Genomic DNA, 15,684 nt, shown 5'->3' with positions numbered 1-15,684 from the left:
CTCTTTTGTATCTTTTAGATTGGAATTATGCAAACCAAACTTTCCAAGGAATTCTAGACAAGATTAAAACTAATCCAATCGTATAGAAAACAGCAAACATTTTAAATTTCTTGTTGCTATCTGTCGTTTTCTTGTGTTTTGACCATCCAATTGTAATCAACGCAATCGCTATAATGTTAATCAATGGGTGCTCTAGAGCGTACAATCTTAGGGTAGAATCTTTCATGGCTACACCGAAACTTTGTACTAAAGGTGAAACGAAATACAAGATAAGTCCTAATAATAATTGGATGTGCGTAAAGATTAATCCAATTAAACCTAATTTACGGTCTTTCTCTGTAAACTCTTTTTTTGCGCTTAGTCCTACAAAAGCATTAATCACCACAATAACCAAGAAAATCAAGGCTAAATATGCAACGCCTGAGTGCGCTGGTTGTAACATCTTATACATATTGTTGTTATTAGTTTATAGACAAATATAAATAAAACTATTGAAAATAACCGTTTTACTATTTGATTTACATTCTACCTCATCAATTGCTTTTTTCCGTATAAAAAACTCAGTATATTTCGTTAATCTCAAGAATAATATGCAAGTCAGAAGGGTCCTTCCTCAGTATTTCTTGAATTAAATATTTCGCAATAAAATAGGATAATCTCCACAAAAACAAATACCTTCGATGGATGTAATTTTTTCTACATGATAATAGCGCTGCGAATCCTATATCCTTATTACCTACTCTCCTTTGGTGTTACCCTACTCCTTGGACTAATAACCTCGCTTGGGTGGTGGGTACCTCCATTTTTTGCGGTACTGCTGACACTACTGTATTTTTGGACTTTCAGAAAACAGGAGTTGTATTTCTTTAAAAACAAAAGATGGCAGCCTTCTCGTCTTTTAGTTGTATTAGCCTGCAGCAACCTGCTGCTTTCTTTTATTCTTACCACCCTTAAAACGATGTAAACATGCCTTCCTTAGTCATAGATAGCTTAGTCTACCAACTCAATCATAAACCGCTGCTCAACAACCTGTATTTTCAACTAGAGACAGGAGAAATCGTCGAGTTAATAGGCGCTAATGGAAAAGGGAAATCTACCTTTTTGCAGGTGCTTTTTGGCACGAAAAAAGCGCAATATCTTTATATGCGTATCGATCAAAAGGTAATACGAAAACCCCGTCATTTTCAACGTTACTTTGCCTTAAAACCACAATTTTATATGTTCCCTAAGCAACTTCGTTTGGGTAATATTCTTCCTAAAGCCTATTGGAATTGGCCCGAATTTGAGGGTAAAAGACAAGAAAAAATCCACGCCTTTGCAACGGGTATTCAACAATTGATTCAAACGCTATTTGTCTTGAACTTACCTCAACCGTTTATTTTACTAGATGAGCCTTTCGCTGGATTATCTCCCCTACTCCAAGAGCGCCTCTGTACCGTTTTAACGGAAAAAAGAAAAACCAAAGGCATACTGATTGTCAATCATCTTCCCGACTGCTTAAGCACAATTCGAACCCGCCAAGTGCAACTTGAAAATGGCACGCTTTATACTAATAAATAAAGGCCTTCAACACCAGTTGAAAGCCTTTATTTTTTTTTAAAAATAAGTCATTCAAACACCTACTACTTAATGCATTAAATATTCAAACACACCTTAGGATTTCTCTTTTTATCGGTTTATTTTCACCCTATAATCAACGAAAAACCGGGAACAGGGAGAGCAATACTGAACAAAATAAAAATGAAAAAGACAATTTTTATCTTATCGCTTTATGCCCTGTCAAACACAAGTTTTGCTGCTTGTTTTGAAGTTCACCTTTCTTGTGAGGAATCTGTAAATTATTGCCCTCAAGAAGGTGATACCATAGAGCAAATTTCACAGGATGTTCTAGACATCGATAATTTTATTTGTGAATAAAAATCTACAGCGTGTTTCAAACGCACGCTGTTCTTTAATTTAAATAAAAAATACTATGAAAAGAATATACTATACTTTTTTACTGCTACTACTAGCCTTACAAATACAAGCCCAAGAGCAAACAATTATGCGTTATACTTACTTGGGCAAAATCACATCGGATAAAACACAACCCGACAAAATAGATGAGAGCCTTTTTGTCCTTGATATTGATGCTACACAATCCTCTCGATTTCTGGAACTGGCCTTATTAGAGCGAAAGAAAGGCGCTGTCATGGCAAAAAACAAAGAAGAATTCATGCAACTCATTCACACCTATCGTCCTAAAACAAACTTTGCTGTTTTTGCTTCTAATACGATATTGACGACCACAACAAGTATAGACCGAGCAAACTACAAATATGACCAGCCTAAAAACACATTAGCTTGGAAAATTGAACCTAGCACGGCACAATGGCATGGCTATACCGTACAAAAAGCTACTACATTTTTTGAAGGGCGTCAATGGTATGTGCTCTTCACTTCGGAAATTCCCTTAGTCGAAGGACCTTATAAATTTAAAAACTTACCTGGTTTTGTTGTCAAAGCCTGGGATGAAGAACAGCACTATGAATTTGAATTTCTAAACAGTGAACAACGAATCATCGACAATTGGGACTTGCGCAATCCAAAAGACCTCATCACGCCAATTACTCCAGTACAATATGAAAAAGCGCTAAAGGTCTACTTAAATAAAACTTATAAAGACAACTTTAGTGAAATCAATCCTAAAAATGCGGCAACACTTCCTGTTGAATTTGATGAAAGAGTTGGTCTGCGTTCAAATCCTATTTACAAAGTAGAGTAATTCCACCTTTTTTCGTGTGAATTATTCAAAGATCGATTTCGGATAAACGGTACCTATTTTCCCATTTTCTATGCTATTTTATGTTCAATATACATCCATTTTCGCTCGTTATTTTTCTTCTTCTATTGATAGGTTTCTCAAGCAAAGCGCAACAGCGCCTCAAAGGAAAAATCGTTACTACTGCCAACACCCCCATCGAAGGGGCTTTAGTCGTTGTATTGAAAAGTGACAACGACGAAGTAATCTCCTATACACAATCTAATACTTCAGGGAATTTTGAAGTGGAATTACCGACAACACAACGGGTTAAATTGAGTATTCGTCATTTTGACTACGCCGAATACCAACTACCTTTACATTCCTCTCCTTCTTTTCTCCCAATCACATTGATTGAACAAACAACGACTTTAGAAGAAATACTCATCAAACCAACACCAATTGTACAACGCAACGATACCATTAGCTATAATATCGAGTCTTTTACCACAAAAACTGACCGCGTCTTAGAAGATGTACTTCAACGTTTACCAGGAATAGAAATTACTACTTCAGGGCAAATCAAATATCAAGGAGAAAACATCAATCGTTTCTATGTAGAAGGGCTAGATTTAATGCAAGGGCGCTATACGGCTATTACGAAAGCAATTTCCCCCGATGACATTCGTCAGGTCGATGTATATGAAGATCATCAACCCATCAAAATGTTGGATGGCAAGGTTACAACAGGTAAACCGGCTTTAAATATTCGGTTAAAAAACAAGGTAAGTCGTACAGGTACCGCCAAAATTGGAGGAGGAATCGCTCCCTTTCTTTGGGATGTTGCTCTTTCTCCTATGTTCTTTACTCCAAATTTTCAAACGTTAGCTAATTATGAAACCAACAATACAGGACAAACGCTAACCACTAAAATGCAGCAGCTGTACTCGTTTCAAGAGTATGACACTTTTTTATATTCGCCTATAAATTCTCCATTCTTACAACTAGCAACTAATGCTGATCCCCTCATTAATAAAAAACGGTATTGGCTAAATACCAGTCATTTAGGAAATATAAATGTTTTGCAAAAACTCACAAACAATTGGGAACTTGCAGGAGCTCTATATTATTTAAATGAAAAAAGTGATGCTGATAATAGAGTACAAATCACAACCCTATATGATCTAAATCCAACATCTGGTATACCTGAGTCCATAACATATCAAAGAACAACCTCTAGTCATACAGCAAAAGAAATCTTCAATGCTGAATTTACCTTCACACAAAATAAAAAACAAAACTATACCAAAAACAAAACGGCAATCCGCGTATCAAAAGATAAAACAAGGGGAGATCTGACAGTCAATACCCCTGAAAATCTCATCCAGCAACAGGTCAATGCTCCTGCTTTTCAGTTGCAAAACACATGGAGTACCCTCGTCCCCATAACCGAAAAACATTGGATTAATTTTCGCTCACTCCTAGATTTTTCAAACAGCAAAGAAGAGTACTTCGCTTCTCCAACTGCGCTTTTTAATTTAAAAAATCCAGCTTTAGCCCCTTACACATCCTTATCACAACACTATGATAATCAATCATTCTACACCAAAAATTCGGTAGCCTATGTTTGGAGAAAAAATGCTTGGACATTTTCAGAAGAGTATACCTTTACCTTCCAACGAACACATTTCAACACGGAGTTATATGGAAGTGAAACCGATTTTTGGATCCCTATCCTTGGAGATTACCACAACCAACTGCGTTATCAAACGAGTAGTAATGCCTTACATTCTAAAATCAATTTCAAAGCTAAGCATTGGTCTTTGAATCTCAACCTTCCGCTAGATTGGACCACCGTATCGTTAGTAGACAACGAAAACAACAAGCGTAATCGCAATCGTAAATTATTTCTTTCGCCTACTTTATATGCGCAATATAATGCCTCTTTATACTGGACGTTCAAAGGGAATATAGCTTATACGAGTGTTTTCACACCACTCAATCAACTGTATTCTTCTACCGTACTCAATGAATTAAATTTTAGTGCATATACGAATCGTATTTTATCCAACTCCCGCTTTACGAGCAAAATCGAAACCAACTTTAAGGACCCTTTTACTGGGTGGTTTGCTTATTTTAATCTAGAATATAGGGAACAACAAAATCCTATTTTATTTGCTCAAGAAATTGGCGAGAATGGTCAACAAATTATTCAAGCCATTGAGCAACATAACACTAAAACAACCCAACGTTTAGAACTGAATATAAACAAACTGATTGAGCCAATGAACACAACCTTAAAAGGGAACTTCTCCTATGATCAAAATAAAAGCCCCATGTTACTTAATCAAGAGTACCATACAGTAAGAACCCATCAAAATACGTATCGATTCAGTTTAACCAATACATTTCTCACTTGGTTAAACATCGATTATTCCTTTGCTTATCAACACATAAAAAACAACGATGTCTCTTCCACTAGCACTAAAACAACCCATGATGCAACCGTAAGTATACTGCCATTGGCTCAACATACCATTCTCACAACCTTAACCTATCAACAAGATCACATTCAACAACAAGCATTCACCAGTACATTTGTGGATTTAACCTATCGGTATACCTTTCCTAAACGAAAAATAGACCTTGAACTTTCTTTGACAAACATTTTTAACTATAAGCAGTATAACCAAGTCATCATTCATAACATCATGACCCATGTTATGCGCACACCCATACGCCCGAGACAACTTATGGCATCTATGCGATTTGCTTTCTAAGTGAAAGTTCTTATACTAATAAATAAAGGCCTTCAACACCTGTTGAAAGCCTTTACTAACTAACGTATCCAATTTAAAAAAGTAATATTTATTTCTTTCGGTTAATTTCAATTACCCCGTTTTCTCCTTCTTTACCATATTTTTCTTTGCCCTCTTTTCCTTTTAACACATTCACACTTTCAATCTCTTCTGATTTAATCGTATTCAATTCACTGGGTTTAATTCTTTTTCCATCTACAATATACAAAAGTGATCCAGTAGTTTCATGACTTGACTCGAACGTAAAATTACCGTCTTTCACCTTCGTTTTTATTTGTCTATCTCCTGAAGTAATCACAAGAACATCACGCTTCGCTTCTTCTCTTGCTTTTCTTGAATCCTCTAGTGCTTTCTTTGAATTCTTTATAGCTTTTTCACGCTCTTCTCTTGATGCTTCTAATGCTTCTCTAGAAGCTTTCAAGGCATCTCTAGAAGCTTTCAACGCTTCTTCTCTCACTTTTTTAGTGTCTTCTAACGCTCTTTTTGCCTCTTCTATCTGTCGTTTTACATCTTCTGACAAAGTTTCGTTATCTAGGAAATAGGAGTAAGAGGTACTTGTAATCATACTTTTTTCGCCTAGCTTTTCGAGATCTTCTAAGCTATATTCTTTCCCATTAATAATGAAACTAGCAGATGAACTACCTCCAGATTGAGCTCCAGAAGAATGGATAACATAGGTATGAGATTTTCCAGCTGTTTTATCGGTTACCTTGTATTGCTCCAATTCCTCTGCTGTAATCTCCTTGCCGTTTTTTATTATTTTCATTTTTCCAGTCCCGCTCGTCATCATTAACTGTACGGTTTTATCTTCGTCCGTAATTTTCATTCCCATTTCAGAAGGAACCCCAGCTTCCTCTTTTTGCGCTAAAGCAGTTGTATGATCGTCCGTTACCATAGTACCTAGTGTATGAACATTAACCCTAGGCTGATTTTGTTCTTTTACTGGTTCCTGTTCTGTTTGCTCCAATTCTTCCTCAACCAAGCGAACTTCCGCCTGGGTTTTTATTTGAAAAAGCAAAAAGAATCCCACCGCTAACGGAAGACATAAAATAAATTTTGATTTTCTCATCGTTTTAGATTTTGGTTGGTTTAACATGATGATTCTCTTCTTCAAATCCGAAGCCCCAAAAGAATTGACTAGCGTAAAAGAAGTAGTTTTGGTTTGTTCAAACTGAACTAATGCCAGTTGATAGTCGTAGCTATTTTGCTGATTGGTGACTTTTTGATCCACGATATATTCCAGATTCAGGCGAATCGCTTGCTCCAACAGCAACAAAAAAGGATTAAACCAAAAGATGCGACGCAAGAAGTGGATGACTAAAAGGTCAACGGTATGTTTTTGTTGCACGTGAATTTGTTCGTGCTGAATGATGGTTTCCAAAGCTTTGACCTCTTGATGGTTTACCGGTAAGACAATCCACTTCCAAAACGAGTACGCTTCGTTTGTGGTAGCATCTATTTTGATTTCCGATTTAGATTGCCAATGCGGTAAACGCTTCACGTGGCGAATCAAACGCAAAACCCTTCCACTAAACAATAGGCTAATCACAGCAGTAAGAAACCCAAATACATAAGGAATCTTCGCCATGAGATCAAATCGCTCAACAAAACTTTGTGACTTCTCAATCATAGCGTCATTCGAAGCGGGAGAGAGGAATCGGGACCAATCAAGCGGCTGTTCTATATACACCGTCTTTGTCAGTTGCAACAACGGCAGCAGTAAACTCAAGGTAATACCCAGTAAAAAATAGTAGCGAATGGCGACAAAAAACGTATCCTTTCTCAGAAAGAGATAGTAGAAAATGAAAATTACAGCCAATAAGCCATTTGTTTTTAAGAGATAAAGAATAAAGGGAGTCATACGCTTGTACTTTAAAAGTTACACTTGTTTGTTTTTTTCGATAATCGAAAGAATTTCATCTAACTCTTGTTGAGATACTTGCTTATCCTTCACAAAAAAGTTAACCAAGTTACTAAACGAATTATCGAAATATTTGTGCATCGTTTCCTCCATAAACATCGCTCGATAGGCTTCTAGCGTCACTACTGGATAATATTGATGGGATTTTCCATAGGCTTTATGAGCCACTACTCCTTTTTCTTCCAAGATGCGAACTAAAGTAGATAAGGTATTATAGTGTGGTTTAGGTTCTGGCATTTCGGCCAATATATCATTGACAAATCCTTTTTCTAACTTCCAAAGGATGTGCATAATTTCTTCTTCTTTGTTTGTAAGCTTTTCCATCTTGTTCCATAATTATATAAACAAACATATAACTAATTTATTAGTTATCAAACTAAAAAATTAGTTTAAAAGCATATTTTTTTATTTTAACCATAAAAAAAGCACCGTAAATCGTATTGATTTACAGTGCTTTTAAAGAAAAATAACACGTAGTCACCTACAATGCTTTCAAAAGTTGAAGCATTTCTTTTGGACCAACATAGGCATGATGCTGGTACATAATTTCATATTTTTCGTTCAAGACCACTAAAGCGGGATAAGCATTTTTAGACGAAAGCGCTTCGGCTAATTCGTGAACACCTCCATTCAATCCTTTCTTTTTAAAAACAAAAGGATGCTGTTGAAACGTAATCGTTTCTTTTGTTTCAGCATTGAATGAAATAAAATAGACTTTCTCCTTTAGCAGGTCTTGAACAGCAGAATTGGAAAAAGTTTTCTTTTCCATCAATGCACAGTAATTACACCAATCCGTATGTAGAAAGACCACAAGAGGCCTAGGCTCTTGTTTCATCTGTTGTTCTACAGTAGAAAACGTGCTGGTACTCGATTGAGCGAATCCCCATCCTCCGACAAGCAACGTTAATAAACACAGAATATAACGATAATTAACAGTCATTTTTCACTAACTAATTTAAAATATATTGTATCGAACACCGATAAAACCTCTAATTCCCTGTAAAGCCGTATAGCTGTAATCATTCGGTTCAAAAATCACATCTGTTCTTCCTGGAGGTGGTGTTACCCCATTACCTGGTTCTCCATATGGATCCCACCATCTTGCGATTGCATCTTCTTTAGGTAGCGTATTGAACAAGTTTTTCACTCCTCCATATACTTGGAACTTATCTCCAAATTTCTTGGTTACTTGGATATTGGCAATTACCGTCCAAGGTGAATATTCTGGTCGATAGTCATTTTCAACACGTGGTAATCGCATCGGGCCTTTCCAATCTGCGGTTAAATCTGCCGAAAATCCTCGTCCGAAATTATAAGAAGCCAATACATTCCCTGACCATTTTGGTGAGTGATAAATTTGTTCACGCTCTCCCTCTTCCTTTCGGTACACATCCATATAGGTAGCTCCAGCCATCAATTTCAGTGGAAAATCGAATGTCACATCTACATTTAGTGAAATTCCTTTCGAAATAGCATGTCCATCTAAATTGGCATAGATAATTTTTGTTTGATCCGTATCCGTATCTGCATCAATTTTATTGGTGAAGTACGTATAGAATCCGTTTACATCAAAGTTAAATACCCCAAAATTAGTAGGTACTTTTACCGTATAATTCAAGTTACCATTGTACGATTTCTCTGGATCTAAATCTTCTGCAAAAACCACTTCTCTCGCTCCTGTAAGGGCACGGTGATCTTCTGTAAATACATTCACCACGCGGAATCCCGTTCCAAAACTTGCGCGCAAGGCATGGTTGGCATTTGGTGCAAATTTATATCCAACACGAGGAGAGTGAATCCCACCATGTGTTTTATCATAGTCAAAACGGTAGCCAAGTAATAATTTATTCGCCTTGTTTAACGACCATTCATCTTGTACAAAGAGTCCTGGAATTGGCGTTTCTTCGGGTTGATTTTTTACCAAGCCATTTTCATCGTAAATACCTGTTGCTCTTGTATTATCATCATAGTAGGTATATTTAAACGATCCTCCCACTAACAAGCTGTGGTTCCCAACTGTTTTATCCCAATAGGCTTGTGCAAAAGCCACTTGCTGTTTCGCATCATAGGATTCTGGTCCATACATGGAATTTTGTCCGTGATAGATATACGAAAACTGGGTGTAAATATTTTCTGTTGTTGGCAATTGGTACATTCCAATGGCCTCAAAGCGATTGGTAAAGATACTTTCCGCATAAACTTCTTCACTTCCTCTATGTTGCTTGCGCTTCCAGTTGGTTTCTCCTCCCCAACGATCCTCATACACATAACGCAAGGCTAAGCTCGCTACTTTATTTTCTGGGCGCTTCAAGCTGAATTTATTAAATAAAGACACGCGCTCTTGTTGGGTAACATCCGTAAATCCGTCTCCATTTTTATCTTTGCGCTCCCCAAATTTGAAGTAATTCCCTCCAAATAATCCATTGACTTTCTTTCCTAATTTATATCCTGCCCCTAAGTCTAAGTTATTCTCCAACCAAGTAGTTGAAAAAGCATCAACACTAAGCTTAGCTGCATGTTCTGGATCTTTGGTAATTACATTGATAATCCCTCCCATAGCTTCTGTCCCATACAAAGAGGAAGCAGGACCTTTGACTACTTCTACACGTTCAATCATATTCGTCGGAATACCAAACAAACCATACACGGTTGAAAGTGAAGAAACAATCGGCATCCCATCAATCAAAATCATGGTATAAGGTCCTTCCATTCCATTAATATGGATGTCTCCCGTATTACAAACATTACAATTTAATTGAGGTTGTACCCCATTAATCATCTGTACCGCATCAAACAAACTCGCTGTTGGATTTTTTTCAAAAAAAGCAGGTGTATAAATTTCTACAGGTGTAACCGCATCCGATTTTAAAACTGGTTTTAAAGACCCCGAAATAACAATCTCCTCTAAATTTGAATCTTCTGTTAGTTCAAAATTCAACGTAGCTGTTTGATTTTCTTTTAGATTTATTTTTTTCGATGTTTTTTTAAAACCAACAAACTCCGCATGAACCACATAGTTTCCCGGTTTTAATCCATCAATTTTATAATTTCCATGCTCATCCGCCGTAGTTCCCTTCGAGGTATTTTCGACCGAAACAGTGGCATAAGACAAGATATCACCTTTAGCAGTGATTTTTCCCTGAATTGTTTGTGCCTCACTGACGCCATAAAAAAACAGGAAGCACAAAAAACTTATTAGTACACGCATAAATATTTATTTACTATTATATTAAATTAAAATTTAGGCAAAGCTAAAAATATTATTTAAATAAAAAAAGATGTAAATTTGTATTTTATAAAAAAGAACTCCATGCTTACGTATTCAGAAGAAAACTATTTAAAAACTATATTTCACTTATCTCAAGGAGAAGAGGACGGTATTTCGACCAATGCCATTGCGGCAAGAATAGAAACCAAGGCCTCTTCTGTGACAGATATGATTAAAAAATTGAATGAGAAAAAATTAGTTACTTACCAGAAATACCAGGGAGTTCGCCTTACAGCAGAAGGATTGTTAGCAGCTAAGATGATTGTTCGCAAGCACCGTTTATGGGAGGTCTTCTTGGTAGAAAAGCTTGGGTTTAGCTGGGACGAAGTTCACGACGTAGCAGAAGAGTTGGAACATATTAAGTCAGAAAAATTAATCAACAAACTAGAGGCTTATTTAGGGTATCCTACTGAAGATCCGCATGGAGACCCGATTCCCAACGCAAAAGGAGAGATTAAACAAATCAAGAAAAAGTTATTAGCAGAAATAAAAGTACACCAAACGGTGATTTGCGTGGGAGTTAAAGACTCTTCAGCAGAATTTTTGCAATATTTAGATAAACAAAGAATCGCTTTAGGCAGTGAAATTGAGATTTTAGAGATTGAACCTTTCGATCAGTCATACGTTATCGAAGTCAACCAAACTAAAATCACCATTACGAAGAAGATTGCCAATAATCTCTTTGTACAAGTAAAATAGACCTAAGGCTTACTCTAACCGGTAAGCTTTTTTTTATCAACGTTTTAAACTTACTATAGTATGACGAAGTTATTCGCCCCCTTACAACTCAAAAATCACACCTTAAAAAATAGAATTGTTGTTTCTCCCATGTGTCAATACACAGCAGCTGACGGTTTTGCAACCGATTGGCACTTGGTTCATTTGGGACAATTTGCCATTGGACAGGCTGCAGCTATTATTCAAGAAGCAACAGCAGTGGCTCCTGAGGGGCGCATTACCTACGGTGATTTGGGCATTTGGAGTGATGAACACATCGAAAAACTACAACTAATTACCCAATTCATCAAAAGTCAAAACAGCATTCCAGGGATTCAATTGGCGCATGCAGGCCGCAAAGCCAGCTGTGAAAAACCGTGGATTACGCGTGACCAAATCGCTCCCAATCAGCCCAATGGTTGGCAAACAGTAGGTGCATCAACGATTCCCTTTAACGAAAAAGATCATCCGCCTGTTGCGCTAACCAAAGAAGCAATTACCCAAATAGTGGATGCATTTAAACAAGCGGTGCGTCGTGCCATTCAAGCTGGTTATGAAATCATTGAATTACACGGGGCTCATGGCTACCTCATTCACCAATTCTTCTCTCCATTAATCAACAATAGAACCGATGAGTACGGAGGGAGTTTCGAAAATCGTATTCGATTCTTACTGGAAATTATAGATGCTATACAACCCTTACTCACGTCTCAAAGCTTGTGGGTTCGAATCTCTGCAACAGACTGGGCTGAAGGAGGTTGGAATGCAGAAGAAAGTGTTGCACTTGCCAAAATATTACAAGACAAAGGAGTCGAAGTAATCGATGTTAGCACTGGTGGAGCGGTACGCCATCAAAAGATTACAACTGGACCGAACTATCAGGTTCCGTTTGCTGCACAAATCAAAAGTAATACAACTTTGGTAGTCGGCGCAGTAGGAGAAATCAAAACAGGGACACAAGCCGAGGCCATTTTGCAGCAAAGTGAAGCCGATTTAATTTTTATCGGCCGCGAGTTTTTGCGAGATCCTCACTTTGCAATGACAGCTGCTCGTGAATTAAATATTGAAATTCCCTGGGCACCCCAATATGAAAGAGGAAAAGAATAATTAAATTTTTAGCACAATAATAAATGAATAAAAGCTTATTAGCCTTAGCTGTTGGTGGATTAGCCATCGGTATGACCGAATTTTCGATGATGGGTCTCTTACCTGAAATCGCAAGAGATTTGCAAATTTCCATTCCAAAAGCAGGAAACTTTATATCCACCTATGCCTTAGGTGTAGTGGTTGGCGCTCCTTTATTGGTCATGTCGTCCAATAAATTTGCTCCACACAAAACATTAATGGCCTTGATGCTGTTATTTTCCGTTTTCCACGTTCTTTTTGTACTATCTCCTTCTTATCCCATCTTAATTGCCACACGCTTTATGTCAGGATTGCCGCATGGTGCCTTTTTTGGTGTGGGATCAGTTGTAGCCACACAATTGGCGCAAAAAGGAAAAGAAGCTCAAGCGGTTTCTATTATGTTTGCCGGATTAACCACAGCGAACCTCGTGGGGGTTCCCCTAAGTACCTGGATTGGACAACATTATACCTGGCGAGAAGCGTATATGCTCATCGCTTGTTTAGGAGTGATCACCACCCTAGCCATCTACTTGTGGATTCCCAAATTACAGGCGGATACTACAACGAATACCAAAAAACAATTGGCTTTTTTCAAAACGCCCATTGCTTGGATTTTAGTTGCTCTAATTTCCATTGGAACAGGCGGACTTTTTGCTTGGATTAGCTATATTGCTCCCATGATGACCAATATTGCCTTAATTCCAGAGTCGAATATTCCCCTAATTATGACCTTAGTAGGATTAGGAATGTTCTTAGGTAATTTTGTAGGCGGAAAAATTGCAGATACTTTTTCACCTGCAAAAGCCGTTATTTTCTCGTTCTCTTTAATGGCTTTATGTTTAATTGTTGTTTACTACACCGTACACATTCAATGGATGGCTTATGTAATGTCCCTAGTTACCGGATTAGTCGCTTTTACCATCGGATCACCCTTACAAATGTTGCTAATAAAAAATGCCAAAGGCTCAGAAATGTTAGCCGCCTCTGCTGGACAAGCGTGTTTCAATATCGGGAATGCATTGGGAGCTTTTCTAGGGGGAATTCCTATCACCATGGGCTTGGGATACAATTCACCCGAATGGGTAGGAGCAGCAATGGCTCTATGCGGTGCTTTACTCGCCTATCTATTTATTCAATTTAAAAAAAGAGAAACGGCTTTGCCACAAGAAATTCAGTAGTTTAGAACTACATTCTTCTGGCAAAAGACCCGCGATTCACAATAAGTTTATAAATTTGCAGAAATAATTTTTACCATGTATAGAACTCATACTTGTGGAGCATTAAGCGCTTCTGATATAAATACAACAATTACCCTTTCAGGCTGGGTGAGCAAACACCGTGATAAAGGTTTTATGATTTGGGTTGATTTACGCGATCGTTATGGTATTACACAATTGATCTTTGATGCGGAAAGAACAGATAAAACTGTTTTTGAAACAGCAAAAAACTTAGGTCGTGAGTATGTGATTCAAGTAACGGGAACGGTAATTGAACGCGCATCAAAAAATCCAAATATGCCAACAGGGGATATTGAGATATTAGTTGAGTCACTAACTATTTTAAACGAATCAAGTGTTCCTCCTTTTACGATTGAAGATGAAACAGATGGAGGTGAAGACATTCGAATGAAATATCGCTACTTGGATATTCGTAGAAATCCAGTAAAAAACAGCTTACTTTTCAGACATAAAGTAGCACAGGAAGTGAGAAATTACCTTTCTGCTCAAGACTTCTGTGAAGTAGAAACGCCTTATTTAATTAGCTCTACACCTGAAGGAGCTCGTGATTTTATTGTTCCTTCTCGCATGAACCCAGGCCAATTCTATGCCTTGCCACAATCACCACAAACCTTCAAACAATTGTTGATGGTAGGTGGTATGGATCGTTACTTCCAAATCGTGAGATGTTTCCGCGATGAGGATTTACGTGCAGATAGACAACCTGAATTTACGCAAATTGACTGTGAGATGGCTTTCGTAGACCAAGAAGATGTAATGGATACTTTCGAAGGAATGACAAAACATTTATTGAAGTCAATCCACGGGGTTGAAATTGAAGAATTCCCAAGAATGACCTATGAAGAAGCTATGCGTACCTATGGAAATGATAAGCCAGACATTCGTTTTGGGATGAAATTCGGTGAGTTAAATGCAGTAGCTCAACACAAAGAATTTGGTGTTTTCAACAGCGCTGAATTAGTAGTGGGTATTGCCGTTCCTGGTGGAGCAGCTTATACAAGAAAAGAAATTGACGCCTTGATTGATTGGGTAAAACGCCCACAAGTTGGAGCATCGGGCATGGTATACTGCAAATGCGAAGCAGATGGCTCTTTCAAATCATCGGTAGATAAATTCTATGATCAAGAAGATTTGAAACAATGGGCTAACATCACTGGAGCAACAACGGGAGATATCATCCTTGTCCTTTCTGGTCCTGCAAACAAAACAAGAGCGCAATTAAGTGCACTTCGCATGGAGTTAGGAAATCGTTTAGGGTTGAGAAAATCGGACGAGTTTGCTCCACTTTGGGTAATTGATTTCCCATTATTTGAGTGGGATGAAGAATCTGGGCGTTATTTTGCCATGCACCACCCATTTACATCACCGAAGAAGGAAGATATGGCGTTGTTAGATACAGATCCAGGAAAGGTTCGCGCAAATGCCTATGACATGGTTTTAAACGGAAATGAAATTGGTGGAGGTTCTATTCGTATTCACGATAAAGCAACACAAGAATTGATGTTTAAGCACTTAGGTTTCTCAAAAGAAGAAGCTGAAAAACAATTCGGATTCTTGATGAATGCCTTCCAATATGGTGCACCACCACACGGAGGATTAGCTTTCGGATTGGACCGTTTAGTAGCTATTTTAGGTGGACAAGAAACGATTCGCGATTTCATTGCCTTCCCTAAAAACAACTCAGGAAGAGACGTAATGATCGATGCGCCTAGTGCCATCCGTCCAGAACAATTAGAAGAATTACACATCGCTATTAAACCATAAAAAAAAGAGCCAATGGCTCTTTTTTTGTTTACAGTTGACGGTGTACAGGTAACAGTAGATCAAATAAAAAAGGAATGAGTTTATGAAACTCA

Annotated in this window: 13 protein-coding genes; 8 read left to right on the top strand and 5 right to left on the bottom strand. The window is 37.7% G+C overall.

Annotated features, from left to right (window positions below; genetic code table 11):
• Positions 1–25: 25 nt before the first annotated feature.
• The gene (locus tag ACLJX0_RS12715; RefSeq protein WP_410880936.1) at positions 26–451 is read right to left on the bottom strand and encodes a hypothetical protein; all 426 of its coding nucleotides are present in this window, start codon (positions 449–451) and stop codon (positions 26–28) included.
• Positions 452–966: 515 nt separating this feature from the next.
• On the opposite strand from ACLJX0_RS12715, the gene ACLJX0_RS12710 reads away from it, so the two are divergent.
• The 4 genes from ACLJX0_RS12710 to ACLJX0_RS12695 all read left to right on the top strand — a co-directional run bounded on the left by ACLJX0_RS12710 (position 967) and on the right by ACLJX0_RS12695 (position 5,520).
• On the top strand, positions 967–1,560 hold the full coding sequence (locus tag ACLJX0_RS12710) for an ABC transporter ATP-binding protein (protein WP_410880935.1): 594 nt from the start codon (positions 967–969) through the stop codon (positions 1,558–1,560).
• Between the two features lie 180 nt (positions 1,561–1,740).
• Positions 1,741–1,917 (top strand): hypothetical protein, encoded by a 177-nt coding sequence (locus tag ACLJX0_RS12705; protein ID WP_410880934.1) that lies wholly within the window; start codon positions 1,741–1,743, stop codon positions 1,915–1,917.
• A gap of 55 nt (positions 1,918–1,972) precedes the next feature.
• Positions 1,973–2,764, top strand: a complete 792-nt coding sequence (locus ACLJX0_RS12700) for a GLPGLI family protein (protein ID WP_410880933.1) — start codon at positions 1,973–1,975, stop codon at positions 2,762–2,764.
• 80 nt (positions 2,765–2,844) lie between these two features.
• Positions 2,845–5,520 (top strand): carboxypeptidase regulatory-like domain-containing protein, encoded by a 2,676-nt coding sequence (locus ACLJX0_RS12695; RefSeq protein WP_410880931.1) that lies wholly within the window; start codon positions 2,845–2,847, stop codon positions 5,518–5,520.
• An 88-nt stretch (positions 5,521–5,608) separates the two neighbouring features.
• Here ACLJX0_RS12695 and ACLJX0_RS12690 read toward each other — a convergent pair whose 3' ends face one another.
• The 4 genes from ACLJX0_RS12690 to ACLJX0_RS12675 all read right to left on the bottom strand — a co-directional run bounded on the left by ACLJX0_RS12690 (position 5,609) and on the right by ACLJX0_RS12675 (position 10,688).
• Positions 5,609–7,420: a M56 family metallopeptidase gene (locus ACLJX0_RS12690; RefSeq protein WP_410880929.1), complete on the bottom strand. Its 1,812-nt coding sequence runs from the start codon at positions 7,418–7,420 to the stop codon at positions 5,609–5,611.
• 18 nt (positions 7,421–7,438) lie between these two features.
• Entirely contained in the window at positions 7,439–7,804 is a 366-nt protein-coding gene (locus ACLJX0_RS12685; RefSeq protein WP_410880927.1) for a BlaI/MecI/CopY family transcriptional regulator, read from the bottom strand.
• A 157-nt stretch (positions 7,805–7,961) separates the two neighbouring features.
• Positions 7,962–8,420: a thioredoxin family protein gene (locus ACLJX0_RS12680; RefSeq protein ID WP_410880926.1), complete on the bottom strand. Its 459-nt coding sequence runs from the start codon at positions 8,418–8,420 to the stop codon at positions 7,962–7,964.
• A gap of 15 nt (positions 8,421–8,435) precedes the next feature.
• Complete coding sequence (locus ACLJX0_RS12675) at positions 8,436–10,688, bottom strand: TonB-dependent receptor (RefSeq protein WP_410880924.1); 2,253 nt, start codon at positions 10,686–10,688, stop codon at positions 8,436–8,438.
• A 102-nt stretch (positions 10,689–10,790) separates the two neighbouring features.
• Here ACLJX0_RS12675 and ACLJX0_RS12670 point away from each other — a divergent pair, with 102 nt between their 5' ends.
• The 4 genes from ACLJX0_RS12670 to aspS all read left to right on the top strand — a co-directional run bounded on the left by ACLJX0_RS12670 (position 10,791) and on the right by aspS (position 15,592).
• Positions 10,791–11,447: a metal-dependent transcriptional regulator gene (locus ACLJX0_RS12670; protein WP_410880922.1), complete on the top strand. Its 657-nt coding sequence runs from the start codon at positions 10,791–10,793 to the stop codon at positions 11,445–11,447.
• Positions 11,448–11,507: 60 nt separating this feature from the next.
• Complete coding sequence (locus ACLJX0_RS12665; protein ID WP_410880921.1) at positions 11,508–12,572, top strand: NADH:flavin oxidoreductase/NADH oxidase; 1,065 nt, start codon at positions 11,508–11,510, stop codon at positions 12,570–12,572.
• Between the two features lie 23 nt (positions 12,573–12,595).
• On the top strand, positions 12,596–13,768 hold the full coding sequence (locus ACLJX0_RS12660) for an MFS transporter (protein WP_410880920.1): 1,173 nt from the start codon (positions 12,596–12,598) through the stop codon (positions 13,766–13,768).
• A gap of 75 nt (positions 13,769–13,843) precedes the next feature.
• Positions 13,844–15,592, top strand: a complete 1,749-nt coding sequence (aspS, locus tag ACLJX0_RS12655; RefSeq protein ID WP_410880918.1) for an aspartate--tRNA ligase — start codon at positions 13,844–13,846, stop codon at positions 15,590–15,592.
• The last annotated feature ends 92 nt before the right edge of the window (positions 15,593–15,684 follow it).

This window comes from Myroides sp. DW712 (assembly GCF_046557355.1).
GTDB lineage: Bacteria > Bacteroidota > Bacteroidia > Flavobacteriales > Flavobacteriaceae > Flavobacterium.
This window is presented reverse-complemented; position numbering and strand designations above follow the sequence as displayed.

What these genes read in the sequence shown, in the direction of transcription:
- ACLJX0_RS12665 (WP_410880921.1), top strand. Translation starts at nt 11,508, where the DNA reads ATGACGAAGTTATTCGCCCCCTTACAACTCAAAAATCACACCTTAAAA.
- ACLJX0_RS12670 (WP_410880922.1), top strand. Translation starts at nt 10,791, where the DNA reads ATGCTTACGTATTCAGAAGAAAACTATTTAAAAACTATATTTCACTTA.
- ACLJX0_RS12695 (WP_410880931.1), top strand. Translation starts at nt 2,845, where the DNA reads ATGTTCAATATACATCCATTTTCGCTCGTTATTTTTCTTCTTCTATTG.
- ACLJX0_RS12705 (WP_410880934.1), top strand. Translation starts at nt 1,741, where the DNA reads ATGAAAAAGACAATTTTTATCTTATCGCTTTATGCCCTGTCAAACACA.
- aspS (WP_410880918.1), top strand. Translation starts at nt 13,844, where the DNA reads ATGTATAGAACTCATACTTGTGGAGCATTAAGCGCTTCTGATATAAAT.
- ACLJX0_RS12715 (WP_410880936.1), bottom strand. Translation starts at nt 451, where the DNA reads ATGTATAAGATGTTACAACCAGCGCACTCAGGCGTTGCATATTTAGCC.
- ACLJX0_RS12660 (WP_410880920.1), top strand. Translation starts at nt 12,596, where the DNA reads ATGAATAAAAGCTTATTAGCCTTAGCTGTTGGTGGATTAGCCATCGGT.
- ACLJX0_RS12685 (WP_410880927.1), bottom strand. Translation starts at nt 7,804, where the DNA reads ATGGAAAAGCTTACAAACAAAGAAGAAGAAATTATGCACATCCTTTGG.
- ACLJX0_RS12680 (WP_410880926.1), bottom strand. Translation starts at nt 8,420, where the DNA reads ATGACTGTTAATTATCGTTATATTCTGTGTTTATTAACGTTGCTTGTC.
- ACLJX0_RS12710 (WP_410880935.1), top strand. Translation starts at nt 967, where the DNA reads ATGCCTTCCTTAGTCATAGATAGCTTAGTCTACCAACTCAATCATAAA.
- ACLJX0_RS12675 (WP_410880924.1), bottom strand. Translation starts at nt 10,688, where the DNA reads ATGCGTGTACTAATAAGTTTTTTGTGCTTCCTGTTTTTTTATGGCGTC.
- ACLJX0_RS12700 (WP_410880933.1), top strand. Translation starts at nt 1,973, where the DNA reads ATGAAAAGAATATACTATACTTTTTTACTGCTACTACTAGCCTTACAA.
- ACLJX0_RS12690 (WP_410880929.1), bottom strand. Translation starts at nt 7,420, where the DNA reads ATGACTCCCTTTATTCTTTATCTCTTAAAAACAAATGGCTTATTGGCT.